Annotated in this window: 22 protein-coding genes and 1 tRNA gene; 16 read left to right on the top strand and 7 right to left on the bottom strand. The window is 71.6% G+C overall.

What is annotated here, in order from left to right; genetic code table 11:
* Positions 1 to 9 precede the first annotated feature (9 nt).
* On the bottom strand, positions 10 to 1,239 hold the full coding sequence (gene cysC / locus ACLQ2R_RS38240; protein ID WP_425966319.1) for an adenylyl-sulfate kinase: 1,230 nt from the start codon (positions 1,237 to 1,239) through the stop codon (positions 10 to 12).
* 91 nt (positions 1,240 to 1,330) lie between these two features.
* Complete coding sequence (locus ACLQ2R_RS38235) at positions 1,331 to 2,059, bottom strand: class I SAM-dependent methyltransferase (protein WP_425966318.1); 729 nt, start codon at positions 2,057 to 2,059, stop codon at positions 1,331 to 1,333.
* Positions 2,060 to 2,210: 151 nt separating this feature from the next.
* On the opposite strand from ACLQ2R_RS38235, the gene mfd reads away from it, so the two are divergent.
* From mfd to ACLQ2R_RS38165, 14 genes are all read left to right on the top strand, one after another.
* Positions 2,211 to 5,774, top strand: a complete 3,564-nt coding sequence (mfd, locus tag ACLQ2R_RS38230) for a transcription-repair coupling factor (protein WP_425966317.1) — start codon at positions 2,211 to 2,213, stop codon at positions 5,772 to 5,774.
* A 27-nt stretch (positions 5,775 to 5,801) separates the two neighbouring features.
* Positions 5,802 to 6,440, top strand: a complete 639-nt coding sequence (locus ACLQ2R_RS38225) for a SurA N-terminal domain-containing protein (protein WP_425966316.1) — start codon at positions 5,802 to 5,804, stop codon at positions 6,438 to 6,440.
* 8 nt (positions 6,441 to 6,448) lie between these two features.
* Entirely contained in the window at positions 6,449 to 7,426 is a 978-nt protein-coding gene (locus ACLQ2R_RS38220; protein ID WP_425966315.1) for a MazG family protein, read from the top strand.
* Between the two features lie 269 nt (positions 7,427 to 7,695).
* The gene (gene eno / locus ACLQ2R_RS38215; RefSeq protein WP_425966314.1) at positions 7,696 to 8,973 is read left to right on the top strand and encodes a phosphopyruvate hydratase; all 1,278 of its coding nucleotides are present in this window, start codon (positions 7,696 to 7,698) and stop codon (positions 8,971 to 8,973) included.
* Positions 8,974 to 9,036: 63 nt separating this feature from the next.
* Positions 9,037 to 9,444: an FtsB family cell division protein gene (locus ACLQ2R_RS38210; protein ID WP_425966313.1), complete on the top strand. Its 408-nt coding sequence runs from the start codon at positions 9,037 to 9,039 to the stop codon at positions 9,442 to 9,444.
* A 40-nt stretch (positions 9,445 to 9,484) separates the two neighbouring features.
* Positions 9,485 to 9,991, top strand: coding sequence for a DUF501 domain-containing protein (locus ACLQ2R_RS38205; RefSeq protein ID WP_386234715.1), 507 nt, complete (start codon positions 9,485 to 9,487; stop codon positions 9,989 to 9,991).
* Between the two features lie 187 nt (positions 9,992 to 10,178).
* A complete protein-coding gene (locus ACLQ2R_RS38200) occupies positions 10,179 to 11,150 on the top strand; it encodes an exopolyphosphatase (protein ID WP_425966312.1) in 972 nt (323 codons plus the stop codon).
* A gap of 212 nt (positions 11,151 to 11,362) precedes the next feature.
* Positions 11,363 to 12,439 (top strand): hypothetical protein, encoded by a 1,077-nt coding sequence (locus tag ACLQ2R_RS38195; protein WP_425966311.1) that lies wholly within the window; start codon positions 11,363 to 11,365, stop codon positions 12,437 to 12,439.
* A 324-nt stretch (positions 12,440 to 12,763) separates the two neighbouring features.
* Positions 12,764 to 13,564 carry a uracil-DNA glycosylase gene (locus ACLQ2R_RS38190; RefSeq protein WP_425966310.1) on the top strand — a complete coding sequence of 267 codons (801 nt, stop codon included), beginning with the start codon at positions 12,764 to 12,766 and terminating at the stop codon, positions 13,562 to 13,564.
* Positions 13,565 to 13,735: 171 nt separating this feature from the next.
* Positions 13,736 to 15,052 carry an NAD(P)/FAD-dependent oxidoreductase gene (locus tag ACLQ2R_RS38185; RefSeq protein WP_425966309.1) on the top strand — a complete coding sequence of 439 codons (1,317 nt, stop codon included), beginning with the start codon at positions 13,736 to 13,738 and terminating at the stop codon, positions 15,050 to 15,052.
* A 198-nt stretch (positions 15,053 to 15,250) separates the two neighbouring features.
* A tRNA-Leu gene (locus ACLQ2R_RS38180) sits at positions 15,251 to 15,323 on the top strand.
* Between the two features lie 379 nt (positions 15,324 to 15,702).
* The gene (locus ACLQ2R_RS38175; RefSeq protein WP_425966308.1) at positions 15,703 to 16,488 is read left to right on the top strand and encodes a Bax inhibitor-1/YccA family protein; all 786 of its coding nucleotides are present in this window, start codon (positions 15,703 to 15,705) and stop codon (positions 16,486 to 16,488) included.
* Between the two features lie 187 nt (positions 16,489 to 16,675).
* Positions 16,676 to 16,903 (top strand): DUF4287 domain-containing protein, encoded by a 228-nt coding sequence (locus tag ACLQ2R_RS38170; RefSeq protein WP_425966307.1) that lies wholly within the window; start codon positions 16,676 to 16,678, stop codon positions 16,901 to 16,903.
* Positions 16,904 to 17,074: 171 nt separating this feature from the next.
* On the top strand, positions 17,075 to 17,485 hold the full coding sequence (locus ACLQ2R_RS38165) for a PPOX class F420-dependent oxidoreductase (protein ID WP_425966306.1): 411 nt from the start codon (positions 17,075 to 17,077) through the stop codon (positions 17,483 to 17,485).
* 167 nt (positions 17,486 to 17,652) lie between these two features.
* On the opposite strand, the gene ACLQ2R_RS38160 is transcribed toward ACLQ2R_RS38165, so the two are convergent.
* From ACLQ2R_RS38160 to ACLQ2R_RS38150, 3 genes are all read right to left on the bottom strand, one after another.
* Complete coding sequence (locus ACLQ2R_RS38160) at positions 17,653 to 18,873, bottom strand: acetyl-CoA C-acetyltransferase (protein WP_425966305.1); 1,221 nt, start codon at positions 18,871 to 18,873, stop codon at positions 17,653 to 17,655.
* A 309-nt stretch (positions 18,874 to 19,182) separates the two neighbouring features.
* Positions 19,183 to 20,526, bottom strand: a complete 1,344-nt coding sequence (locus ACLQ2R_RS38155; protein ID WP_425966304.1) for a PQQ-binding-like beta-propeller repeat protein — start codon at positions 20,524 to 20,526, stop codon at positions 19,183 to 19,185.
* Positions 20,527 to 20,585: 59 nt separating this feature from the next.
* Positions 20,586 to 20,783: a hypothetical protein gene (locus tag ACLQ2R_RS38150; protein ID WP_425966303.1), complete on the bottom strand. Its 198-nt coding sequence runs from the start codon at positions 20,781 to 20,783 to the stop codon at positions 20,586 to 20,588.
* 364 nt (positions 20,784 to 21,147) lie between these two features.
* Between ACLQ2R_RS38150 and ACLQ2R_RS38145 the strand changes: the two genes are divergently transcribed.
* Positions 21,148 to 22,518 carry a cystathionine beta-synthase gene (locus tag ACLQ2R_RS38145; RefSeq protein ID WP_425966302.1) on the top strand — a complete coding sequence of 457 codons (1,371 nt, stop codon included), beginning with the start codon at positions 21,148 to 21,150 and terminating at the stop codon, positions 22,516 to 22,518.
* Between the two features lie 150 nt (positions 22,519 to 22,668).
* Here ACLQ2R_RS38145 and ACLQ2R_RS38140 read toward each other — a convergent pair whose 3' ends face one another.
* Complete coding sequence (locus tag ACLQ2R_RS38140) at positions 22,669 to 23,871, bottom strand: sensor histidine kinase (RefSeq protein WP_425966301.1); 1,203 nt, start codon at positions 23,869 to 23,871, stop codon at positions 22,669 to 22,671.
* A gap of 150 nt (positions 23,872 to 24,021) precedes the next feature.
* Between ACLQ2R_RS38140 and ACLQ2R_RS38135 the strand changes: the two genes are divergently transcribed.
* Positions 24,022 to 24,195, top strand: a complete 174-nt coding sequence (locus ACLQ2R_RS38135) for a hypothetical protein (protein ID WP_425966300.1) — start codon at positions 24,022 to 24,024, stop codon at positions 24,193 to 24,195.
* A gap of 64 nt (positions 24,196 to 24,259) precedes the next feature.
* Here ACLQ2R_RS38135 and ACLQ2R_RS38130 read toward each other — a convergent pair.
* On the bottom strand, positions 24,260 to 25,214 hold a 955-nt coding region (locus ACLQ2R_RS38130; RefSeq protein WP_425966299.1), incomplete at its 5' end, for an RNA-guided endonuclease InsQ/TnpB family protein.

The raw sequence follows: 25,214 nt of genomic DNA, 5'->3' as shown, positions 1-25,214 counted from the left end.
GGGCGGCGGTCAGCGGATCCAGCCGCCCTGGATCAGCGGGTCGAGCACCTGGTGGACCGCCCGGTCCACGCCGATGTCGGTGGTGTCGATCTCCAGGTCGGCGTCGTCCGGCTCCTCGTACGGGTCGGAGACGCCGGTGAAGCCGGGGATGAGCCCGGCGCGGGCCTTGGCGTAGAGGCCCTTGCGGTCGCGGCGCTCGCACTCGGCCAGCGGGGTCGAGACGTGGACCAGCACGAAGTCGGCGCCGACGGCCTCGACCATCGCGCGCACCTCCTCGCGGGTGGCCGCGTACGGCGCGATGGGCGCGCAGATCGCCAGCCCGCCGTGCCGGGCGGCCTCGGCGGCGACGAAGCCGATGCGGCGGATGTTGAGGTCGCGGTCCTCCTTGGAGAACGTCAGCCCCGCCGAGAGCAGGCGGCGCACCACGTCCCCGTCGAGGAAGGTCACCGTGCGGGTTCCGCGCTCCAGCAGCGCGTCGTGCAGCCCGCGCGCGACGGTGGACTTGCCCGAGCCGGACAGGCCGGTGAAGAAGACCACCAGCCCCCGCCGGTGCGGCGGCCCGGGGATCGTCACCGGCTCCGGGCCGGCCAGGTGCTCGGTCGCGCCGTAGGCCTCGGCGACCCGCTCGCGCAGCTCCAGGTCGAGTGCGGGCTCCCTGGGCGCCAGCGGCACCACCGCCACCACCGTGTCCCCGGGCAGCCTGTCGCGCGCCTTGAGCGCGGCGCGGACCACCGCGGGCCCGCCCTCGCCGTACGCCAGCGGGAGCAGCAGGATCGACGCCTCCAGCTCCTGGGCGGTGGTCACCAGGTCGTCGAGGTCGCCCAGCGGCCCGCGCATGGTGACGGCCAGCACGGCCTCGCGCTCGCCCAGCTCCTTGCGGATCTCCGCGGGCGGGCGGCGCAGCCGGGCGAACGGGCCGTGCTCGGGGGCGTCCAGGGCCTCGACCGGCCCGGCGGCGAAGCCGTCCTCGCGCCCCTCGACGGTCAGCACGGCCAGTGCCGCGCCCTCGGGGTCACGCAGGGTGATCCGGTCGCCGGGGGCGGCCGGGTGGTCGTCGGGCAGCGTCAGGGTGACCGGCACGGGCCAGGGCGTGCCGTCGGCGAGCGTGCCGCGCTCGTCGGCCGCGTGCGCGTCGGCCGAGCCCATGAAGCCCGTCAGAGGGCTGAAGGCACCGGAGAGCAGCAGCTCGAGGTCGGCCAGCTCACGGGCGTCGGGGGTCCACTCGAAAGGCGCCGTCATCTGCTCCACAATCCCGCTCGTCGGTCGTTCCGGCCCGCCCGCCCCGGATGGCGCCCCCCTCGGGCGAGCCGGGACGACCGGCGGCCGGATCTCAGACCAGCCGGGCGAAGTGGCTCTGGGGTTTGCGGATCACCATGGTCACCTCGTCGCGAGATGCGGGCCGGCGTCCCCTGGAGAGGGTCTCCACCGCCGAGCAGGCGGCGCGGGCAAGCTTACCGAGAGGTCCGTCCAGCGCGGGACCGCTGCGGGCGGAGATGTCCTCGGTCACCATCAGCCCGCGGACCAGGCAGAAGGAGTGCATCCCCTCGCGCGAGGCGATCGGCTCGTAGACGGCCGGCAGCGGCCCCACCGTGCCCTCCGGGGTGAACCTGCGCCACAGCAGCCGCCGCAGCGCCGCCGGGGCCAGCCGGTCGCACACCCCGTACGCCGAGGCGCGGTCGCGCATCCTGACCAGCAGCAGCCCGCCGGGGCGCAGCCCGGTGATCAGCCGGTCGAGCACCAGCTCGGCGTGCTCGATCCGCTCCAGCAGGAACGACACGTAGACGACGTCGAACGCGCGCGGCGGCACCGGCACCGAGCGCAGGTCGCCCAGCGTCCAGGAGTCCAGGTCCTTGCGGGCGGACGTGCTGGTGCGCAGGGCGGGCAGGTCCTCGTCGATGCCGACGACCCTGGTCTCCGTCTGTGCCAGATCGAGGGGTTCGGGCCATCCGCACCCGGCGATCAGGACGTCCAGCCGCCGGCCGAGCCGGCCGTCCCAATGGTCCCTGACCCGCTGACTCAGCACATCGTCTCGGTCGACGACCGATCTCACCTCAGACATATAACCGAGAGTAGTCAACTCAGCACGATTCATCGTGCATTTACCGCTCCATGCGAGGGCGGGCGCCGGGCCAAGTAGCCTTGACGGGGAACCCCGCGTCTTCTCGGCCCGGGGCCGTCGTGTTGCCGTCGTGGGGCTGTGGGCGAATCTGATGAGCCTTTCCGGACTTCTTGATCTTGTCGTCGGGGAACCTGTGCTGTCTTCCCTCCTGCGGGACGTGCGCGGGGGCGACCCGTCCGACGTGGCGCTGGTCGCGCCGCCCGCGCTGCGCCCCTTCGCGGTGGCCGCGCTGGCCCGGGAGGGGGCCAAGGGGACGGCCAGGACCGTGCTGGCGGTGACCGCCACGGGCCGCGAGGCCGAGGATCTCGCCGCGGCCCTGACGAGCCTGCTGGACGAGAGCACCGTGGCGGTCTTCCCCGCCTGGGAGACGCTCCCGCACGAGCGCCTGTCGCCGCGCGGCGACACCGTGGGCCAGCGGCTCGCGGTGCTGCGCAGGCTGGCCCACCCGGTCGAGGGCGACCACTCGGCCGGGCCGCTGCACGTGGTCGTCGCGCCGGTCAGGGCGCTGCTCCAGCCGATCGTGCGCGGCCTGGGCGACCTGCGGCCGGTGCGGCTGCGCGCCGGGGACGACGCCGACCCGGACGCGGTGGTCGCGGCCCTGGTGGAGAACGGCTACCACCGGGTCGACATGGTGGAGCGGCGCGGCGAGGTCGCCGTCAGGGGCGGCCTGCTCGACATCTTCCCGCCCACCGAGGAGCACCCGCTGCGCCTGGAGTTCTGGGGCGACACGGTCGAGGAGATCCGCTGGTTCAAGGTCGCCGACCAGCGTTCCCTGGAGGTCGCCGAGGACGGCCTGTTCGCCGCGCCCTGCCGGGAGCTGCTGCTGACCCCCGAGGTCAGGGAGCGGGCGGCGCGGCTCGCCGAGGCGCACCCCGCGCTGGCCGAGATCCTCCAGCAGCTGGCCGAGGGCATCCCGATGGAGGGCATGGAGGCGTTCGCGCCGGTGCTCGCCGGGGAGATGGACCTGCTGGTCGACCACCTGCCCGAGCAGTCGGGGATCTTCGTGTGCGATCCGGAGCGGATCCGCGGCCGGGCCGACGAGCTGGTGCGCACCAGCCAGGAGTTCCTGGAGGCGTCCTGGATCACCGCGGCGTCCGGCGGCGAGGCCCCGATCGACCTGGGGGAGGCGGCCTTCCGCACGCTGGAGGAGCTGCGCGACCACGCGCGCGAGCTGGGCCTGCCCTGGTGGTCGATCGCGCCGTTCGGCGCGACCGGGGACGGGGCGGACGGCCCCGGGGGCGAGGGCGGCCGCGACGACGGCCTGCTGCTGCCCGCGCGCGAGGTGGAGTCCTACCGGGGCGACACCCAGCGGGCACTGGCCGACATCAAGGGCTGGCTCGACTCCGAGCGGGTCGTGGTGCTGCTGAGCGAGGGCCACGGCCCGGCCGAGCGCATGGTCGAGCTGCTCAAGGGCGTCGACCTGCCCGCGCGCCTGGAGCCGGGCCTGACCGGGACGCTCGACGCCCAGGTCGTGCACGTGGCCACCGGCCTGGTCGAGCACGGCTTCGTGACCCCGTCGCTGGCCGTGCTGACCCACCTGGACCTGGTCGGCCAGAAGGCGTCCACCAAGGACATGCGGCGCCTGCCGTCCCGGCGCCGCAACATGGTCGACCCGCTCCAGCTCAAGATCGGCGACCACGTCGTGCACGAGCAGCACGGCGTGGGCCGCTACGTGGAGATGGTGCAGCGCACCGTGCAGGGCGCCACCCGCGAGTACCTGGTGATCGAGTACGCCAAGGGCGACCGGCTCTACGTGCCGACCGACCAGCTCGACGAGGTCACCCGCTACGTCGGCGGCGAGTCGCCCACCCTCAACCGGATGGGCGGCGCCGACTGGGCCAAGGCCAAGACCAAGGCCAAGAAGGCGGTCAAGGAGATCGCCGGGGAGCTGATCCGGCTCTACTCGGCCCGGATGGCCTCGCCCGGCCACGCCTTCGCCCCCGACAGCCCCTGGCAGCGCGAGATGGAGGACGCCTTCCCCTACGCCGAGACGGGCGACCAGCTGGAGGCCATCGACGAGGTCAAGCGCGACATGGAGCGCCCGATCCCGATGGACCGGCTGATCTGCGGCGACGTGGGCTACGGCAAGACCGAGATCGCGGTGCGGGCGGCGTTCAAGGCCGTCCAGGACGGCAAGCAGGTGGCGGTGCTGGTGCCGACCACGCTGCTGGTGCAGCAGCACATGTCGACCTTCGCCGAGCGCTTCTCCGGCTTCCCGCTCAACGTCAGGGCGCTGTCGCGGTTCCAGAGCGACGGCGAGGTCAAGGCGACCCTGGAGGGCATGCGCGAGGGCTCGGTCGACGTGGTGATCGGCACGCACCGATTGTTCTCGCCCGAGGTGAGGTTCAAGCAGCTCGGCCTGATCATCATCGACGAGGAGCAGCGCTTCGGCGTCGAGCACAAGGAGGCCATGAAGCACCTGCGCACCCAGGTCGACGTGCTGGCCATGTCCGCGACCCCGATCCCGCGCACCCTGGAGATGGGCCTGACCGGCATCCGGGAGATGTCGACGATCCTCACCCCTCCCGAGGAGCGGCACCCGATCCTGACCTTCGTCGGCCCGTACGACGAGAAGCAGATGGGCGCGGCGATCCGGCGCGAGCTGATGCGCGACGGGCAGGTCTTCTTCGTGCACAACCGGGTGGCCAGCATCGGCAAGGTCGCGGCCATGCTGCGCGAGCTGGTGCCCGAGGCCAGGGTCGCGGTCGCGCACGGCCAGATGCAGGAGCACCAGCTTGAGAAGATCATGGTGGGCTTCTGGGAGCGCGACTTCGACGTGCTGGTCTGCACCACGATCGTCGAGTCGGGCCTGGACGTGCCCAACGCCAACACGCTGATCGTCGACCGGGCCGACAACTACGGCCTGTCCCAGCTCCACCAGCTGCGCGGGCGGGTCGGCCGGGGCCGCGAGCGCGGCTACGCCTACTTCCTGTACCCGCCGGAGAAGCCGCTCACCGAGACCGCCCACGAGCGCCTGGCCACGATCTCCCAGCACACCGAGATGGGCGCGGGCATGTACGTGGCCATGAAGGACCTGGAGATCCGCGGCGCCGGCAACATCCTGGGCGCCGAGCAGTCGGGGTTCATCGCCGGGGTCGGCTTCGACCTGTACGTACGGATGATGGCCGAGGCCGTCCAGGAGCAGAAGGCCAAGCTGGCGGGCACCCCCCGCGAGGACGACCGGCCCGACGTCAAGGTCGAGCTGCCGATCAACGCCCACATCCCGCACGACTACGTGACCTCCGAGCGGCTGCGCCTGGAGGCCTACAAGCGGATCGCCGCGATCGGCTCCGACGACGACATCGCCGCGGTCCGCGACGAGCTCGTCGACCGGTACGGGCGCCCGCCCCAGCAGGTGGAGAACCTGCTGGAGGTCGCCCGCTTCCGGATCAGGGCCCGCCGCGCCGGGCTCACCGACGTCACCCTGCAGGGGCAGAACATCAAGTTCGCCCCGGTGGACCTGAGGGACTCCCAGCAGGTCAGGCTGCAGAGGCTCTACCCGAAGGCACTGCTGAAGCAGGCGGCCGGTACCTTGCTGGTGCCCGTGCCCAAGACCAGGCCGATCAGCGGACAGCCGCTGCGCGACCTGGAACTGCTCACGTGGTGCGGTGATCTCGTCGAGGCCATGTTCCTCGAACCCGTACGGGTAAAGTAAGCGGCGTTTGTCGTGAAGGGAACGCATGTGAAGTCGACTCGAGTACGCGTCATCCTGGCGGTCGCCGCCGCCGGGGTCGCGCTGACCGCCTGCTCACCGAACCAGGCCGGTGCCGCCGCCGTCGTGAGCGGGGAACGGATCAGCTCCGACGAGCTGGACAGGAACGTGCGCGAGTACGAGGGGGCGCTGACCAAGGCCGGCGTCAACCCCGCGCAGCTGCAGTTCCCCGGCAGCGTCACGCAGGTCGTGCTCTACCAGCTGGTCACCACCAAGAAGTACGCGAAGGTCGCCGCGAACAAGGGCGTCACGGCCACCGAGGGCGAGGTCGAGCAGCTGATCGCCAGGCAGGGCGGCATGCAGAAGCTGGAGCAGCAACTGCTCCAGCTCGCCGTGGCCCCCTCGCAGATGCGCGAGTTCCTGCGGGCGCAGGTGATGTTCAACAAGCTCATCGTCGGCTACGGCGGGGGCTCGGACGAGGCGGCCTTCAACCGGGGCAAGGAGCAGGCCGACAAGGACGCGGCGGCCGTGAAGGTCGACTGGAACCCCCGCTACGGTCAGCTCAACACGGCGCCGAGCGAGAAGGAGCCGGGCCTCTTCGTCGCCGGCGACCGTTTCAGCACCCAGGTCAAGGCTCCGGCGGCTCCCGCCCCGCCGCCGCAGCAGTAGCGCCGGGCATGCCGCTGATCGTCGTCACCACCTCGCCCCGGGTCGCCCCGGGGCTGCTGGGCCACCGGGCGTGGCAGGTGCTCCAGGAGGGGCCGGTCCGCACCGGCTCCGCCGCACACCCGCACCTGCCCTACCTGGCCGAGGCGGGGATCGAGGTCGAGGTGGTCGCGCCGGACCCGGCCGCGCTGGTCCGTGAGGCCCGGGCGGCGACCGTCGTGTGGCTGGAGGCCGACGAGGCGCTGATGCGCTCGATCGGCCACGCCGCCGTGGCGCTCGACGACCCGCCGGTGATCGAGATCGTGCCCGGCTCCTACGACCTGCCGGGCGCCCGGCTGCTGGACCTGGTCGCGGTGATGGACCGCCTCCGCGTCGAGTGCCCCTGGGACGCCCGCCAGACCCACGAGTCCCTGGCCCCGTACCTCATCGAGGAGGCCTACGAGGTGCTGGAGACCATCGAGGAGGGCGACCACGCGGCGCTCCGCGAGGAGCTGGGCGACCTGCTCCTCCAGGTGGCCTTCCACGCCCGGGTCGCCAGGGACCGCGTCGTCATCGGCGGCGGTGGTGACGGCGGTGACGGCGGTGGCTTCGACATCGACGACGTGGCCGACGGGATCGTCTCCAAGCTCGTCCGGCGCCACCCGCACGTCTTCGCCGGCACCCGGGTGGACGGCGCGGGCGAGGTCAGCGCCAACTGGGAGACGATCAAGGCGGCCGAGCGGGCGGCCAAGAACGGCGGCGACCCGGGATCGGCCGTCGACGGCGTCCCGATGGGCCAGCCCGCCCTCTCCCTTGCCGCCCAGCTCCTGCGCCGCGCCGAGCGCGCCGGAGCGCCGGTGGAACTCCCCGAGCGGGTCCCGGCCGACGGCCTGGGCGCGCGGCTCTTCGAGCTGGTCCGCCAGGCGCACGCGGCCGGGCTGGATCCGGAGGCGGAACTGCGCGCCGTCGCCCGCGCCTACCGCGACCGGGTCCGCGACCCGCGGTCCTGACGTCCTCGCCGAGATCGCCGGGTCTCCGGGTCGTGAGGTCTCCGGGGTGTCCGGGGTGTCCGGGCCGTGAGGGGTGTCCGGGCCGTGAGGTCGCTGGGGTGTCCGGGCCGTGAAGGACCGCCGACGGCCAGGTCGCCGGGTGTCCGGCCCGTGAAGGGCTACCGGCCGCGAGGTGAAGGGAAGGCGGTATCCGGTCCCGGCCGACGTAGTGGTGAGAGGGGCTCGGTAGGCTTCCGAGGCAAACTGTCCTGCGACCATAGGAGCGCTTCGTGGCTTCCATCGAGGGCGTAACCGCCCGCGAGATCCTTGACTCCCGGGGCAACCCGACGGTCGAGGTCGACATCCTCCTGGACGACGGCAGCCAGGGCCGCGCCGCGGTTCCCAGCGGTGCGTCGACCGGCCAGTTCGAGGCCGTGGAGCTGCGTGACGGCGACGAGCGCTACGGCGGCAAGGGTGTGGAGAAGGCCGTCCTCGGGGTGACCGACGAGATCGGCGACGAGATCCTCGGCTTCGACGCGGCCGAGCAGCGCAGCATCGACCAGGTCATGATCGACCTGGACGGCACGCCCAACAAGGAGCGGCTGGGCGCCAACGCGATCCTGGGCGTCTCGCTGGCCGTGGCCAAGGCCGCCGCCGAGAGCGCCGAGCTGCCGCTGTTCCGCTACCTCGGCGGCCCGAACGCGCACGTGCTGCCGGTGCCGATGATGAACATCCTCAACGGAGGCGCGCACGCCGACAGCAACGTCGACATCCAGGAGTTCATGATCGCCCCCATCGGGGCGGAGACGTTCCGCGAGGCCGTGCGGATGGGCACCGAGGTGTACCACGCGCTCAAGGCCGTGCTCAAGGAGAAGGGCTACGCCACCGGCCTGGGCGACGAGGGCGGCTTCGCCCCGAGCCTGCCCTCCAACCGCGACGCGCTCGACCTCATCCTCGTCGCGATCGAGAAGGCCGGATACGTGGCGGGCGAGGACATCGGCCTGGCCCTGGACGTGGCCGCCTCCGAGTTCCACTCCGACGGCGTCTACACCATCGACGGCAAGGGCCTGTCCTCGGCCGAGCTGATCGCCTTCTACGAGGACCTGGTCGCGAACTACCCGCTGGTCTCGATCGAGGACCCGCTGGACGAGAGCGACTGGGAGGGCTGGAACGCCATCACCCGCGCCCTCGGCGACAAGGTGCAGCTCGTCGGCGACGACCTGTTCGTGACCAACCCCGAGCGCCTGGCCCGCGGCATCGCCGAGGGCACCGCCAACGCGCTGCTGGTCAAGGTCAACCAGATCGGCACCCTGACCGAGACCCTCGACGCGGTGGACCTGGCCCACCGCAGCGGCTACCGCTGCATGATGAGCCACCGTTCCGGCGAGACCGAGGACACCACGATCGCCGACCTCGCCGTGGCCACCAACTGCGGCCAGATCAAGACCGGCGCCCCGGCCCGTTCCGACCGGGTGGCCAAGTACAACCAGCTGCTCCGCATCGAGGAGCTTTTGGACGACGCGGCCCGTTACGCGGGTCGTGCCGCGTTCCCGCGGTTCCGGCGGTAGTTTCGGTTCCGGCGGCCCGCTCCCGCTTCCGGGGGCGGGCCGTGCCCGGACGAAGGAGGGGCGATGGCGGCACGGCCGCAGCTGACCGGACGGGCCGCGATCCTCGCGATCGTGGTCTGCGCGATCGCCATGAGCCTGGCCTACCCCATCAGGGAGTACGTCGCCCAGCGCCGCCAGATCGCCCAGCTGGAGCAGGAGAAGGCCAGGGAGATCGCCGCCATCAAGGCGCTGGACGACCGCCGCAGGCAGGCGCAGGACCCGGGCTACATCAAGCGGACGGGCAGGGAGCGGCTCTTCTACTGCGCCCCCGGGGAGAAGTGCTACGTCGTCATGGGCAAGACGCCCTCCCGCGACGGTGGCGCCGTCGCGCGCAAGGCCACCGCCAGGCCGCCGTGGTACGCGACCCTGTGGGACTCGGTCAAGGCCGTCGACAGCGGTGGCGGGGAGAAGGCGGCCAAGGCGACCGGGTGACGCCGATACCCTGGTGCTCGTCTTTCAGGGGGTGTCACGAATGGTCGATGACCGCGACGTGGCGGCGGTGGAGCGACAGCTCGGCCGGGCGCCGCGAGGACTGCGCGGGGTGGCGCACCGCTGCCCGTGCGGGCTGCCCGACGTCGTCGAGACCTCGCCGAGGCTGCCCGACGGGTCGCCGTTCCCGACGCTGTTCTACCTGACGTGCCCCCGGGCGGCCTCCGCCATCGGCACGCTGGAGACGTCGGGGATCATGCGGGAGATGCAGGCCAGGCTGGCCGAGGACCCGGAGCTGGCCGAGGCCTACCGGGCGGCCCACGAGGACTACCTGGCCCGCCGCGACCGGGCCGCCGCCGAGGAGGGCCTGGAGCCGCTGCCCCGGGACATGCAGAGCACCGGGGGCATGCCCAGCCGGGTGAAGTGCCTGCACGCCCTGGCCGGGCACGAGCTCGCGGTGCCCGGCGGCAACCCGTTCGGCCGGGAGACCCTCGACGCGCTCGGCGCGTGGTGGGCCGCCGGGCCCTGCGTCGAGGACGCGGGCCCGTGACGCCCCCGCCCCTGACCCCGGTCACCTCCCGCACCGGAACCCCGGTCCCGGCCACCTCCCTGACCAGGACCCCGGCCCCGGCCCCGGGCGCGTCCCGGACCGTGGCCGTGAACCCGACCCCGGTCGTGAACCCGACCCCGGCCGTATTCCGAGCCCCGGCCGTATCCCGAGCCCCGAAGGAGACCGTGTGATGCGCGTCGCCGCGATCGACTGTGGCACCAACTCCGTCCGCCTGCTCATCGCCGACGTCGGCGACGGCACCGGCGCCGGAGGGCTCTCCGACGTCGAGCGCCGGATGGAGATCGTCCGGCTGGGCCAGGACGTCGACAGGACCGGCAGGCTCGCCCCCGAGGCCCTGGAGCGCACGTTCACCGCGATGCGCGGTTACGCCGGGCTCGTCGACCGGCACGGAGCCGCCCGGGTCCGGGTGGTCGCCACCAGCGCCACCCGCGACGCCGCCAACCGGCAGGAGTTCGTGGACGGCGTACGCGAGATCTTCGGGGTGGAGCCGGAGGTGATCACGGGGGCCGAGGAGGCGGAGCTGTCGTTCACCGGCGCCACCCGCGACCTGGTGCGCTTCTCGCCCGAGACCGGCATGCCCTCCACCGGCGGCACCCGCCCCCCGTACCTGGTGGTCGACATCGGCGGGGGATCGACCGAGTTCGTGCTCGGTTCCACGCACGTGGAGGCGGCGCTCTCGGTGGACATCGGGTGCGTCCGGCTGACCGAGCGGCACCTGCGCGACGGCGGCGACCCGCCGTCGGCCGAGGCGGTCGCGGCGGCGACGGCCGACATCGACGACGCGCTGGACCGGGTGGCGGCCGAGGTGCCCGTGGAGCGGGCGATGACCCTGGTCGGGCTCGCCGGTTCGGTCACCACCGTCGCCGGCATGGCGCTCGAACTGCCGGAATACGACCCGGAGAAAATCCACCATTCGAGAATCGCCGCAGGTCAGGTGCATGACATCGCCGAACGGTTGCTTGGAATGGCCGTCGCGCGCCGTGCGGCCATTCCCGTCATGCATCCGGGACGGGTCGACGTCATCGGCGCGGGAGCGCTCATCCTGGACCGGATAGTGAGCCGGTACGGTTTCGGCGAAGTGGTCACCAGTGAGCGCGACATCCTTGACGGCATCGCATGGTCTGTCGCTAAACCATAACAAGCCGGAACAATTCTGACGTTCAAGGGTATTGGGAAAGATTTTCCGTTTATGGTGTGCTAAAGGAGCCTTGGGGAGGCTTTGCCGTGCGACCCGGCTCGGGTGACGTCGGGGCGGCAACCGTCTCCTGGGGCGATCTTGTCTCCCAACGAACGGAGCATCCCCTCATGAAGTCCGGACTAGCACGAAAGCTAGCCGCAACAGGAGCCGGCGTGGCCATGCTGGCGACGATGGCGACAGGGCTGCTGTTCACGCCCGCAGCCTCGGCCAGCGCGGGGCAGACGGCGACGGCGGCCACCTCGGCCGTCGCCAAGCCGAAGCCCAGGCCCGCGGTCTGGGCCGGCACGCCCAAGGCCTCGCCCTCCAAGCACAACGGCAAGTGCCCGGTCAAGGTGACCTTCTCCTCGCAGATCAAGGTGAAGGCCGTCAAGAGCAAGACCACCGTCGCCTACCGCTGGCTGCGCGGTGACGGGTCCAAGAGCAAGGTGAAGAGCTTCACCTTCCGCGGCAAGGGCGTCAAGCACTTCACCGTCAAGGAGAGCGCCACCTTCAAGGGCGACGTCAAGGGCTGGCAGGCCATCCAGCTCGTGGCTCCCCGCGGCGCCACCTCCGCCAAGGGTCGTTTCGCGGTCTCCTGTGGTGGGGGCGAGGACGACTACGAGGTCGTGAAGCCGCCCAGGCCCCGCGTCGACGCGCGGATCTGGGTGGACGAGGGTGACTGCAAGGCCACCCTGGTCGGCCGTATCAGCGCCTCCGGCACCCGCTGGGTGCGCTACCAGTGGGTCGTCAACGGCCACGTGGTCGACCGTGACGCCGTCCGCGTCGACGGTTCCCGCAGGGTCTTCCACGTGATCAGCCCCCGTGACGACTTCAGGGGCTGGGCCTCGCTGGAGATCGTCGGCCCGGTGGACGCCTCCTCCGGCCGCGAGTACTTCAAGATCCGTTGCGAGGACGAGGCGCCGAAGGTCTCGGCCTCGGTCAGCGCCCCGTCCGACTACTCCGGCGTCTGCCCGGCGACCCGCGCCTTCACCGGCACGATCAGCGCCTCTCACGGCCACGTCGCCGTGAAGTACCGCTGGATCCGTGACGGTGTCGCCGGTGCCTGGCAGAGCCAGTACATCGGCGGTCGTGGCTTCCAGAGCGTGAGCGTGACCGACGTCTGGAGCGCCTCGGCCTCCGGCGAGTCCAAGCGCGCGATCGAGGTCCAGGGCGGTTCGACCAGCAGCACCGCGACGGGCAAGGTCACCTGCGTCGCGCCCCCGACCCCGACCCCGACCCCGAGCGCCTAGATCTCCGGCACCCGGCGATCGGGCAGGTCACGGTGACCCCTGACGGGTCACCGTGTCACGGTGTGACCCCCGCACGGGTCACACGGTGACGCGCCGGCGCCTCGGCGCCGGCCGTCCCCGAAGCACGAGCACGAGTACGAGAAGGCGGCGTCCGCACCTCGCGGGCGCCGCCTTCTCGCATTCGGGCACCGGTCCGGAGCGACCCCGGGACACCGCGCGGACCCGGGCCCGGAGCGACCTCGGGACGCCGCGGGACGCCACGGGACGCCGCGGGACGGGCGCGGGACGGCTCTGGGCGGACCCGGGATCGGGCACCATCGGAGGATGACCCACGTTCCTCCCGGCTCGGGCTGGCCGGAAGACCCCGCCCGGCCCGGCACCCCTGTCGCCCGGAACCCCGACGAGGTGCGCGAGCTCGCGTACGGCAGCTCCGGCCTCGCCGAGCTCACGGCCGCCCAGTCCGTCTGCAGGGCCTGCCCGCGCCTGGTGGAGTGGCGCGAGGAGGTGGCGACGGTCAAAAGGAGGGCGTTCGCCACGGAGACCTACTGGGGGCGGCCCATCGCCGGGTGGGGCGAGGAGCGGCCGCAGGTGCTCATCGTGGGGCTGGCCCCGGCGGCGCACGGCGGCAACCGGACGGGGAGGATCTTCACCGGGGATCGCAGCGGCGACTGGTTGTTCGCCTCGCTGTACCGGACGGGCCTGGCCGCGCAGGAGACGAGCGTGCGCGCCGGCGACGGGCAGCGGCTGATCGGCGCGCGGATGGCGGCGGCGGTGCGGTGCGCCCCGCCCGCCAACAAGCCGGAGCCGGCCGAGCGGGCGGCCTGCTCTCCCTGGCTGGCCCGCGAGATCGCCCTGGCCTCGGACGACCTGCGGGTGGTCGTCGCGCTCGGGGGGTTCGCCTGGCAGGCGCTCTGGCCCGCGCTCAGGGAGGCCGGCTACACCGTTCCCCGGCCGAGACCGCCCTTCGGTCACGGCGCCGAGGTGGAGATCGTCTCTCCCGCGGGAGCCACGGCACGGCTGCTGGGCTGCTACCACCCCAGCCAGCAGAACACCTTCACCGGCCGGGTGACCGCCCAGATGCTCGACGACCTCTTCACCAGGGCGAACGTGCTGCGCACCTTGTGAAGTCGATCACAAAGGGAAGATCGCACGGAATTCTCCGGTGAAAAGTCGGTTTTTCTAACCAAGAGCGAAAAATTCCGCTGCGTTGCCAAGGGCCCGCCTGGCGCGAGCGGAGTCGCGGAGGTATCCTTGTGAAAGGTTTCACAAGCCTCTAAAACTAAGGACGGCGTCACAGTGGACCGCAACTCCAAGCACATCGTGGTAGTCGGTGGAGGCTATGTCGGCCTCTACACCGTGCTGCGCCTGCAGCACACCCTTCGCAAGGAACTGCGCGACGGAAGCGTGCGAATCACGGTTCTCACCCCCGAGTCCCACATGACCTACCAGCCCTTCCTTCCCGAGGCGGCCGCGGGGAACCTCTCGCCCCGGCACGTGGTGGTACCCCTGCGCCGGGTCCTGTCGAAGGCGACGATCCTCAACGGCAAGGTCTCCAAGGTCAACCACGCGGCCAAGTCCGTCACCTTCGCCCCCAACGTCGGCACGCCCCACGAGATCGAGTACGACATCGTGGTCATGGCCGCCGGTTCGGTCTCCCGCACCCTGCCCATCCCCGGCCTGGCCGACGCCGCGATCGGCTTCAAGACCGTCGGTGAGGCCATCGCGCTCCGCAACCGGGTGCTGGAGCTCCTGGACCGGGCCGAGAGCGACGACGACGAGGACCTGCGCAGGCGCGCCCTGACGTTCGTCGTGGTCGGCGGCGGTTACGCCGGCATCGAGGCGCTCGCCGAGCTGGAGGACATGTCGGTCGACGCCGCCCGCTACTACCGCAACATCTCCCGCAGGAACATGCGCTGGGTCCTCGTCGAGGCCACCGACCGCATCCTGCCCGAGGTCGGCCCGGAGATGGGCAAGTGGACCGCCGAGCAGCTGCGCGAGCGCGGCATCGAGCTCAAGATGAACACCCGGCTGGACTCCTGCGAGGGCGGCCTGGTCAAGCTCTCCGACGGCGACGAGTTCGAGGCGGCCACCATCGTGTGGACGGCCGGGGTGAAGCCCAGCCCGGTCGTCAACGCCGGTGACCTGCCGCTGGACGAGCGCGGCCGGATCAAGGCCACCACCCGCCTGACCGTGGTCGGCGTCGAGGACGCCTACACGGCCGGCGACGTGGCCGGCGTGCCCGACGTGACCAACCCCGGCCAGTACTGCGCGCCCAACGCCCAGCACGCCGTACGGCAGGCCAAGGTCCTGGCAGACAACATCACCCGCAGCCTGCACGGCCGGGAGCTGGTCGACTACCGCCACCGCTACGTCGGCTCCGTCGCGGGCCTGGGCCTGCACAAGGGCGTCGCCAACGTCTACGGGATCAAGGTCCGCGGGCTGCTGGCGTGGTTCCTGCACCGCACCTACCACCTGTCGCGCGTCCCCACCTTCAACCGCAAGGTCCGGGTGACCGCCGACTGGACCCTGGCGCTCTTCTTCAAGCGTGAGACCGTCTCCCTCGGGGAGATCGAGGAGCCGCGCACGGAATTCCGCAGGGCGGCGACGGGCTGAGCTCCGCGAACGCGGAAACGGACCGTTCCCATCCGGAGGCGGGCGATGTCGCCCGCCTCCGGATTCGTCGTTTCAGGCGGCTCTTCGTGTCGGCCGGATCACCGCTATTCGGGGCGATCCGTAGATTTCAGGCCTTCGAACATGCGACGGTTGGCTCCAGCAGTTACGCATGAGTGGTCCGTTACGTATGATTACGGCGCCCCCGTAGCCCAATGGCAGAGGCAAACCCCTTAAAAGGGTTCGAGTGAGGGTTCGAGTCCCTCCGGGGGCACCTATGAAGACCTGCCGAATGGCGCCCCCGACCAGTGGAAACGCGGTCACGTCCCTTTTCCCGGCGACCGCCGCCGCGACGTTCCCGGGGGGGCGGGCATAAAGCGGGGACCGCTGGGGTTGAGGCGAGCATGACCGGTGTACGTGACGCGGGCACCCCGCGCCCGCGGGGGACCGCGGACCTCGCGGGCCCCGGGACGCCCGTCCGGCGAGCGGCCGGTGAAACGGGTGTGAGGGCCGGGAACCAGACGCGGCACCCGTTCGTTGGGATCATCGGCGGTAGCCGTGCGGCCATCCGAACATATGGATATCAACACGATACGGCCGCGTGACAACCGATCTAATACGCTGATCGCGTAGGTCGCAGCGTGGAGGCAGCGATGGAGAGCAAGAACCCCATTTTCAGTCGGCAGGCCAAGGGGAATCAGCAGGGCTGGGGCACGCCGACCCCCACCCCTGACCAGCTTCAGGGAATGTACGACACGCCCTCGTACGCACCGCCCGCACAGCGGACGATGACGATCGACGACGTGGTCGTACGCGGTTTCATCACGCTGGGCACGCTGGTCGTGTCGGCGGCGGCGGCCTGGGCGCTCAACCTCGGCATGGTCGCGGCGATCGTCGGCGTCATCGTCGGCCTGGTGCTGGCCCTGGTGATCTCGTTCAAGCAGAGCACCAACCCGGTGCTGATCCTCGGCTACTCCGTCGCCTACGGTGTCGCCATCGGCGTGATCAGCCACGTCTACAACGACATCCAGAGCGGCATCGTCTTCCAGGCGGTGGTGGGCACGGCCCTGGCCTTCGGCGCCATGCTGACGGTCTACTCGCTGCGCATCATCCGGGTCACGCCGAAGTTCACCAAGTTCGTCGTGGCGGCGGGCCTGGGCCTGATGGGCCTCATGCTCGTCAACCTGGTGGCCGGGTTCTTCATGCCGGAGGGCATCGGCATCCGCTCCGGTGGCCCGCTGGCGTACGTGTTCAGCATCGCCACGATCCTCATCGGCTGCTTCTTCCTGCTCCTCGACTTCGACGAGGTCGAGCGCGGCGTGAAGAACGGCGCCCCGGAGAGGTACTCCTGGCTGATGGCCTTCGGCCTCACGATGACGCTGGTCTGGATCTACCTGGAGATCCTGCGCCTGCTGAGCTACTTCACCGGCAACGACTAGACGACTCCGTCAGCGGAGCCCCACCGGAACACCTCCGGCGGGGCTCTTCTGTTTTCCGGGGCATGCGCGAGTGAACAGGCGGCTGCCGGGGGATGGACGAAGCACGACGGAAGAAGCATCCCGGGGCTTGCCATCTGCGCTTTCGTGATGCACTGTCGAGCAAAGGAGCCTATCCGTGGAGGTGCCCATGTCGTTGAACCACTCACTGGAGACGCAGAGCAAGCTGATCGCAAGGGTCCCGGACATCACGGGGCGCGCACTCCCAGAGTGGTTCCAAGCAATCGACAACGGCCCGTCGTTCCTCCGCTGCGACGAGCGTGCCACCTGGCTCGCCGACGAGCACGGGCTGTCCCACGGCTACGCCACCGCCATCGTGCACGAGCACGAGCGGCACCGTCGTACCCGTTACCTGTAGAGGCCGCCGATCTCAGCCGAGCCCGTGCCACCCCGGTGGTGCGGGCTTCGCCGTGCCCGCCGGGACGGACGCGCGGACCACGTTCGGCGCACCCGCCGGGACGGACGTACGGAGCGTGCTCGACGTGACGGACGTGTGGATCATGTTCGGGGCACCCGCCATGATGGACGCATGGATCATGACAGGGCACGCGACTTCATCCGGACCAACCACCGCGCGGTCATGCTGACCACGCACGCCGACGGGCGCCCCCAGCTCTCCCCGGTCACGGTGGGGATCGACGCCGGGGGCAGGCCGATCGTCAGCACCCGGGAGACCGCCGCCAAGGTCCGCAACCTGCGCAGGGACCCCCGGGTCTCGCTCTGCGTGACGACGGACGCCTTCTTCGGTGAGTGGATCCAGATCGACGGCACGGCGGAGATCGTCCCGCTCCCCGAGGCGATGGAGCTCCTCGTCGCCTACTACCGCGACATCTCCGGCGAGCACCCCGACTGGGACGACTACCGGGCGGTCATGGAGAGGGACCGGCGGGTGATCGTGAGAATCGACATCACCCACGCCGGCCCGGACGTCCACGGCTGACGGACCGCAGGCACCGGCGCCGCCCGGGGCGCGTCGTCCCCGGGCGGCGTGTCCGGTCGGCTCGGTCGTTCCCGGGCCCAAGGCGCCCCGGGTGGTGTCCGAGGCGCCTCAGGCGTTTCAAGGGGGCGTGCCCGGCCGGTTCAGGCGTCCCCGGGCGGTGTGCCCGGTCAGCTCAGGCGTTCCAGGACCATCGCCATGCCCTGGCCGCCGCCGACGCACATGGTCTCCAGGCCGATCGCCTTGTCGCGGAAGGCCAGGCTGTTGAGCAGCGTGGAGGTGATGCGGGCGCCGGTCATCCCGAAGGGGTGTCCCACCGCGATGGCGCCGCCGTTGACGTTGAGCCGGTCGAGGTCGATGCCGAGGTCCCGGTAGGAGGGGATGACCTGGGCGGCGAACGCCTCGTTGATCTCGACGAGGTCCACGTCGCCGATGGACATGCCCGCCCGCGCCAGGGCCTGCTTCGAGGCCTCGACCGGGCCGAGGCCCATGATCTCGGGGGACAGGCCGGTCACGCCGGTGGAGACGATCCGGGCCAGCGGGGTGATGCCCAGCTCGGCGGCCTTGGTGTCGCTCATCACGATCACCGCGGCGGCGCCGTCGTTCAGCGCGCAGCAGTTGCCCGCGGTGACCGTGCCGTCGGGGCGGAAGACCGGCTTGAGCCCGGAGACCGCCTCGTAGGTGGTCCCGGCGCGGGGGCCGTCGTCCTTGCTCACCACGGTCCCGTCGGGCAGGGTCACCGGGGTGATGTCCCTCTCCCAGAAACCGTTCGCGAGGGCCTTCTCCGCCAGGTTCTGGGACCGGACGCCGAACTCGTCCTGCTCCTGGCGGGAGACGCCCTTGAGCGCGGCGAGGTTCTCGGCGGTCTGGCCCATCGCCACGTAGACGTCGGGCAGCAGGCCGTCCTCGCGCGGGTCGTGCCAGACGTCGCCGCCTCCCTCGGCGGCCCGGGCCGAGCGGGCACGGGCGTCGTCGAAGAGCGCGTTCTGGGTGTCGGGCAGCGCGTCGGAGTTGCCCTTGGCGAAGCGGGAGACGCACTCCACGCCCGCCGAGACGAAGACGTCGCCCTCGCCCGCCCTGATGGCGTGCAGGGCCATCCGGGTGGTCTGCAGCGAGGACGAGCAGTAGCGGGTCACGGTGGTGCCCGGAACGGTGTCCAGGCCGAGCAGGGTGGCGACCACGCGGCCCATGTTGAAGCCCTGCTCACCGCCGGGCAGGCCGCAGCCCAGCATGAGGTCGTCGATCGTGGTCGGGTCGAGCTGGGGGACCTTGGCAAGCGCCGCCTGGATGATCTGTACGGTCAGGTCGTCGGGGCGGATGTCCTTGAGGGACCCCTTGAAGGCGCGTCCGATGGGCGAGCGCGCGGTCGCGACGATGACTGCCTCGGGCATGTGGCTCTCCTGGGTTCGTATCTGCTCCTGCAGCGGAGCGTACCGCGCGGTATGCGGGATTCCACGCCCCGGGGGTGACCGAAACAGAATGTTGTACCGGACGCACAGGGCCCCGTCCGGGGACGGGGCCCTGCCGGGCGGGACGGCCGCGCGTGCGGGACGCCGGAGGCCCCCGCGGGACGCCGGCCGCGTACGCGGGACCCCGGAGGCCCCCGCGGGACGCCGGCCGCGTACGCGGGACCCCGGACGTGCGTGCCGGACGCCGGTCGTGCGTGCCGGGAGCCAGTCGTACGCCGGTCGTGCCGGATGTCAGCCGTACATGCCGGGAGCGGTGCCGTCACCGTCCCTGATGCCGTGCAGGCCGCCCTTCTCGTCGCGCCACATCCGCCAGCCGTTCTGGCTGCCGGTGAACCAGGAGGGCGGGACGCCCGGCCCGGCGACCCGCGAGCCGTCGGAGAGCCTGAACTCGCACAGCGAGGCCACCGAGTAGAAACCGGCGGGCTGGCCCTTGAGCGGGAGCGGCTTGGGATCGGTCACACAGAAGGACCAGGCGTGCGCCTCCCTGACGTCGGCGGCGCGGCCGGTGGGAAGGTCGAAGGCGGTGCCGGGCTTGCCGTGCCGCAGGAAACCGACCTTCTCCATGCGGGGCGGGAAGGCCAGCCACCAGCCCGCCTCGGGGACCTGCTCGGCGGAGATCTGCCCGAGCACCCGGCCGTCCTCGGCGGCCAGCCGGGCGAACCCGCCGTAGCGGCCCTCCTGGTCGACCGGGCGGACCACCGGCGCGTGCCCCGGGCTGCCACTGGGGTAGACGCGCACCACCGAGGGGCGCATCCAGTTGATCCTGCCGTCGGAGAGCCGGACGGAGAACAGGCCGAAGGCGGAGGCCTTGTTCGTCTTCGGGTTGGTGTAGGGGGCGACGTACCCGACGAGGTCGTTCGCGGTCGCGCCGAAGGACCAGCCGCCCGACAGGTCGATCCCGGTGCCGAGGGCCTCCTCGACCGGGACCCGCCACAGGACCTTGCCGGTCCTCAGCTCGTGCGCCTCCAGGACCGGGCGGCGGGCCAGGCGCAGGAAGACCACGCGCGAGGCGTCGGACCACTGGGCCTCGGCGATGCCGGGCAGCCGCCAGGCGACCTTGCCGGTGAGCGGGTCGAGCACGACGACGCGGGCGCCGGCCAGGGCGGTGTTCTCGGACACGCACACGTAGGCCCCGCACCGCTGCGGCCCGAACGTGGAGTGCACCGGCCGGTTCCACCTGCGGGCCCCGGTCCGCCCGTCGAGCCCGACCAGCGTGGCCTTCCAGCGGCCCCTCCTGGCCGGGTCGATCGTCACCGCGACGGTCCGCCCTGAGGCGGTCTCGACGATCGCCGGGGGGGAGACCCCCATCCCCGGCAGGCGGCCCGCCATGGTCGAGGGGTGGGCCCAGAGCCTCCTGCCGGTGACCAGGTCCAGCGCCACGGTCTCCAGGGTCCCGTCGGGTTTCATGGAGGTCGTCGTGGCCACACCGCCGGCGACGGTGGTGCGGCTGACCGCGTTCATCTCGGTGTTGTGCCAGGTGGGATGGTTCGGGGTGGCCGCTTCACTGCCGGAGCAGCCGCCCAGGGTCAGAACTCCGGCGAGGACCAGGGCCGGTTTCGCGAGGGGCCGGATCACGGGTATTCCACTCCAATGCGGGCGAGGCGTTACGGCGTCGCCGCGGAGGGTGACCGTGTTCAGGCGCGGTCGGGCCGCGTTCCGGGCCTGCGGCCGAGCATGGTGGCCCACCGTCCGTGAGGTCCGGTGGCCCGGCCGCCGACACGGGTCGCGATGACCTCGGCGCCGGGCTCCTCCGCGGCCTTGGCCGCCGCGAGGTGGATCGACTCGGCGCGCCGGGCCCGGGGGTCGGGCCACAGCTCCAACGCGCCGCACACAGACGGTAGCACCGCGTAAGCGATCTGTAGATAACCTTGTGCAGATGGGTGTTAACGATCAAGGCCGGCCATCTCCGCCGGGTTCGTGCCGAACTCCTGTCCCGGCGGGCCGGCGAAGGCCACCGGCCGCCGGCCTCGACCGCCGCGCCGAGCGCGGTGACGCCCCCTCCTCCGAGCGCGGCCGCGGCGGCGACGCGGCGGGCGGCGCGTGCCGTCCCGGGCGTCCGGATCACGAGGCGGCGCTCCCCGCGTGCGGGGCGGTAGCGTTGCCTTGGAACCCACGCCGCGGCCCGCCACCCCCATGGGATCACGGCGCACGACAAACAAGCTGACCCAGCTTTGGTATTTCGAGGTGATTATCCCGGTGCGCGTACATGATTCGCTCGTCGAGCTGATGGGCAACACCCCCCTGGTCCGGCTGCACAGGGTGACCGAGGGGATCGGGGCCCAGGTGCTCGCGAAGGTGGAGTACTTCAACCCCGGCGGCTCGGTGAAGGACCGCATCGCGGTGCGGATGATCGACGCCGCCGAGAGGTCGGGCGAGCTGCGCCCGGGGGGCACGATCGTGGAGCCCACCTCCGGCAACACCGGGATCGGCCTGGCCATCGTGGCCCAGCAGCGGGGGTACCGCTGCCTGTTCGTGGTGCCGGACAAGGTCGCCCAGGACAAGATCTCGGTACTGCGCGCGTACGGCGCCGAGGTCGTGGTCTGCCCGACCGCGGTCGCGCCCGACAACCCCGACTCCTACTACTCGGTCTCCGACCGGCTGGCCAGGGAGACGCCGAACGCCTGGAAGCCCGACCAGTACTCCAACCCGCAGAACACCGAGAGCCACTACCACTCCACCGGCCCGGAGATCTGGGAACAGACCGAGGGCAGGATCACCCACTTCGTGGCGGGCGTCGGCACCGGCGGCACGATCAGCGGCACCGGCCGCTACCTCAAGGAGGTCTCCGGCGGCCGGGTCAAGATCATCGGCGCCGACCCGGAGGGCTCGGTCTACTCCGGCGGCACCGGGCGGCCGTACCTGGTGGAGGGCGTCGGCGAGGACATCTGGCCGGCCAACTACGACACCACGATCTGCGACGAGATCATCGCGGTCTCCGACCGGGACTCCTTCGGCATGACCCGGCGCCTCGCCCGCGAGGAGGCGCTGCTGGTGGGCGGCTCCTGCGGCATGGCGACGGTCGCCGCGCTGCGGGTGGCCGAGCGGGCCGGGCCGGACGACGTGGTCGTCGTGCTGCTGCCGGACGGCGGACGCGGCTACCTGTCGAAGATCTTCAACGACGAGTGGATGGCCGACTACGGCTTCCTGACCACCTCCAGCGAGGAGGGCCTGGTCAAGGACGTGCTGAACCGCAAGGGGCCCGGCATGCCGGAGTTCGTGCACACCCACCCGCACGAGTCGGTCGACACGGCCATCTCGATCATGCGCGAGTACGGGGTGTCGCAGCTTCCGGTGATGAAGGAGGAGCCGCCGGTCATGGCCGCCGAGGTGGTCGGCTCGATCCTGGAGCGGGACCTGCTGGACGCCCTCTACCGGGGCCGGGTGCGGCCGACCGACCCGATCGCCTCGCACATGTCGCAGCCGCTGCCGACGATCGGCGCGGGCGAGCCGGTATCCATCGCCGTCGAGGCGCTGGAGAAGGCCGACGCGGCGGTCGTCCTGGACGACGGCAAGCCGGTCGGCCTGCTGACCCGCCAGGACCTGCTGGCCTTCCTCGCCAACCACTGACCGGACGCCGGGGCGGGGGCGGGCCTCACGGCCTCCCCGCCTCCCGGGCTGGGGCCGTCCCGGCCCGGCCCGGAGCGCCACGGGCCCGGGCGTCGTGGGTGAGGCGCGGCGAGGGCTCGGATCAGGCGGGTCAGGCCGGGGCGTTCCCCGTCAGGGCGTCTCCGGCTGGAGCGGGAACTCCGCCGACACCTCCCACGCCCCGGACGCGGTGGGGCCGGCCAGCAGCCGCCCGCCGAGCGCCTCGACGCGCTCGGCCATGCCCACCAGGCCGAACCCGCCGCCGAGGCGGCTGATCCGCGCGTCGGTCACCGAGCCGTAGTTGCGCACCCGCAGCCGCACGGTGGTCCCCGTCCAGGGGACGTGCCCGCTCCAGGGATCCGGACCGGGACGGTCGGCCAGCTTCAGGTCGACCTCGATCCAGCCGGCGCCCGGGGCGTGCCGCCGGACGTTGGTCAGCGACTCCTGCAGGACCCGGTGCAGGGTGGTCATCACCTCGGGGGCCACGGTCTCGTCGGTGATGCCCTGGCCGATGTCGAAGGCCACCTGGGGGCCGGCCGTGGAGAAGCGCTCCACCATCGTGCGCATGTCCATGAGCGTGCTGCCCGGCGAGCGGGCGGCCTCCTCCTGGGCGCGCAGCACGCCGACCAGCCGGCGCATCGAGGTCAGCGCGTCGGCCCCGGCGTTGGCGATGGCCTCCAGCGAGGGGACCACGGCCTCGGGCTTCTGCTCGGCGACGACCTTGGCCGCCTGGGCCTGCACCACGATCCCGGTGATGTGGTGGGCCACCAGGTCGTGCAGCTCCCTGGCGAGTTCCAGGCGCTCGGCCCGCCGTACCGAGTCGACGGCCTCGCGGCGGCGCTCCATCTGGAAGCGGAGGTAGGCGCCGGTCCCGGCGGCGAAGGACCAGCCGACGAAGAGCAGGAACCCGATCGCCATCCCCGCGTTCGCCTCCAGGATGCGCGCGCAGGAGATCTCCAGCACGACCATCGTGGTCAGCGCGAACAGCGCGGCCCGGCGGATCGGCTCGATGGCGCGCAGCCCGCCGACGGTGAGGATCAGCAGCGCCCCGATCTCGGCCAGGCCCGGCCTGCCGTCCACGCCCGCGCTCGCGATGATCAGCGTGGACAGGACCGACACCGCCAGCAGGACGCGCAGATCGCCCACCCGGTGCCGCCGGCGCCGCAGCACCGCCGCGATGCCCAGCCCCCCGCACACCGGGGTCAGCCACCCCACGACGTCGGGCGAGGACCCCCACAGCAGCACGTCGACCAGGAGCAGCAGCAGGAGCCAGCCGATCAACGCGATCTCGCTGAGCCTCTTGACCCAGTACACGAGCCGGCTGTTCTCTCCCACGGTCACCGAGCCTAGGCCCCATGGCCGACATGTCCTATCGGCCGTTCGGCCGAGCGGCCCCCGCCCGGACCGGACCTTCAGGGGAGGCGGCGCGGGGACCTCGCCACGGATGCTGGAGGGGTCGTGAAGGCGAAGGAACGGGGAGAAGAGATGACCGTCGCAGGGATACTGCTGCTGATCGCCGGCCTCGTGGTCGGTGTGGTCCTGGTGCTGGCCGACCCGGTGCTGCTCTCGCGGATCGGCGAGGAGGACGCCGGGCGGCCGGGCGGGGGCGTGCGGGGAGAGGCCGCCGGTGCTGGTGGGGAGCGACTTTCCTGGCGGTGAGGGCGCGGCCGGAGCGATTGACGCGCTCCCCAGCTTGAAGGCCGGAGTTTCCGGCTGTGCCGTGTCATGCGGCACCTCTGGGGCTTCCTGCTTCGTCGACCTGAGCCACCGCAAGTGGTGGTCTTACCTGGTCTCCACAGGCGTTTAGTCTGTCCGCCCGTCCGGCGGCCAGAATGTTGATCGCCGCGTTGACGTCCCGGTCGTGGGCCGTCCCGCAGGCGCAGATCCACGACCGGACGTCCAGCGGCATCTTCTCCGCAACCACCCCGCACGCCGAGCACAGCTTCGAACTGGGGAACCAGCGATCGACCTTGGCGAAGGTCCGACCGTATCGGACGGCTTTGTACTCCAGCATGGTCACGAACCGCGACCAGCCCGCATCGTGCACGCTCTTGGCGAGCTTGGTGCGGGCCAGGCCGGACACGGCCAGATTCTCCACGTACACCGCTTGGTTGTCACGGATGATCCGCGTGGAGAGCTTGTGCGCGAAGTCCCGCCGGATGTCGGCCACCCGGGCGTGTGCGCGGGCGACCTTCACCCGGGCCTTGGCGTGGTTCGCCGAACTCTTCTGCGTGCGGCTGAGAGCCTTTTGCGCCTTGCGGAGCTTTTTCGCCGCGCGGCGCATGACACGCGGGTTGCTGATCTTCAGGCCGTTCGACAACACCGCGAAGTGCGTCAGCCCCAGGTCGATACCGACCTCGGACGTGACCGGAGGGCGCGGCTCGTGCGGTGTGTCGACCACGAACGAGGCGAAGTACCGGCCAGCCGCGTCCTTGATCACCGTTACCGACGACGGCTCTGAGGGCAGGATCCGCGACCAGCGGACATCCACCTCTCCGACCTTCGGCAGGCGCAGCCTCCCGGCCGCCGTGATCGCAAAGCGGGCGTTCTTCGTGAAGCGAACCGCCTGCCGGTTGTCCTTCTTCGACCGGAACCGAGGAGTGAACCGCGCCGGGTTTCGTGGAGACTCGGCTACTTGGTTTCTGCAGCGGTGAGTGCGGCCTGTTGACGACGGTAGT

This window comes from Streptosporangium sp. DT93, from assembly GCF_049844535.1.
Classification (GTDB): Bacteria; Actinomycetota; Actinomycetes; order Streptosporangiales; family Streptosporangiaceae; genus Streptosporangium.
The sequence above is the reverse complement of the archived record's forward strand: the minus strand, read 5'-3'. Positions and strand labels throughout refer to the sequence as shown.

What these genes read in the sequence shown, in the direction of transcription:
- ACLQ2R_RS38210 (WP_425966313.1), top strand. Translation starts at nt 9,037, where the DNA reads ATGGCGGCACGGCCGCAGCTGACCGGACGGGCCGCGATCCTCGCGATC.
- ACLQ2R_RS38175 (WP_425966308.1), top strand. Translation starts at nt 15,703, where the DNA reads ATGGAGAGCAAGAACCCCATTTTCAGTCGGCAGGCCAAGGGGAATCAG.
- ACLQ2R_RS38165 (WP_425966306.1), top strand. Translation starts at nt 17,075, where the DNA reads ATGGATCATGACAGGGCACGCGACTTCATCCGGACCAACCACCGCGCG.
- ACLQ2R_RS38160 (WP_425966305.1), bottom strand. Translation starts at nt 18,873, where the DNA reads ATGCCCGAGGCAGTCATCGTCGCGACCGCGCGCTCGCCCATCGGACGC.
- ACLQ2R_RS38190 (WP_425966310.1), top strand. Translation starts at nt 12,764, where the DNA reads ATGACCCACGTTCCTCCCGGCTCGGGCTGGCCGGAAGACCCCGCCCGG.
- ACLQ2R_RS38135 (WP_425966300.1), top strand. Translation starts at nt 24,022, where the DNA reads ATGACCGTCGCAGGGATACTGCTGCTGATCGCCGGCCTCGTGGTCGGT.
- ACLQ2R_RS38205 (WP_386234715.1), top strand. Translation starts at nt 9,485, where the DNA reads ATGGTCGATGACCGCGACGTGGCGGCGGTGGAGCGACAGCTCGGCCGG.
- ACLQ2R_RS38170 (WP_425966307.1), top strand. Translation starts at nt 16,676, where the DNA reads ATGTCGTTGAACCACTCACTGGAGACGCAGAGCAAGCTGATCGCAAGG.
- mfd (WP_425966317.1), top strand. Translation starts at nt 2,211, where the DNA reads ATGAGCCTTTCCGGACTTCTTGATCTTGTCGTCGGGGAACCTGTGCTG.
- ACLQ2R_RS38220 (WP_425966315.1), top strand. Translation starts at nt 6,449, where the DNA reads ATGCCGCTGATCGTCGTCACCACCTCGCCCCGGGTCGCCCCGGGGCTG.
- ACLQ2R_RS38235 (WP_425966318.1), bottom strand. Translation starts at nt 2,059, where the DNA reads ATGTCTGAGGTGAGATCGGTCGTCGACCGAGACGATGTGCTGAGTCAG.
- cysC (WP_425966319.1), bottom strand. Translation starts at nt 1,239, where the DNA reads ATGACGGCGCCTTTCGAGTGGACCCCCGACGCCCGTGAGCTGGCCGAC.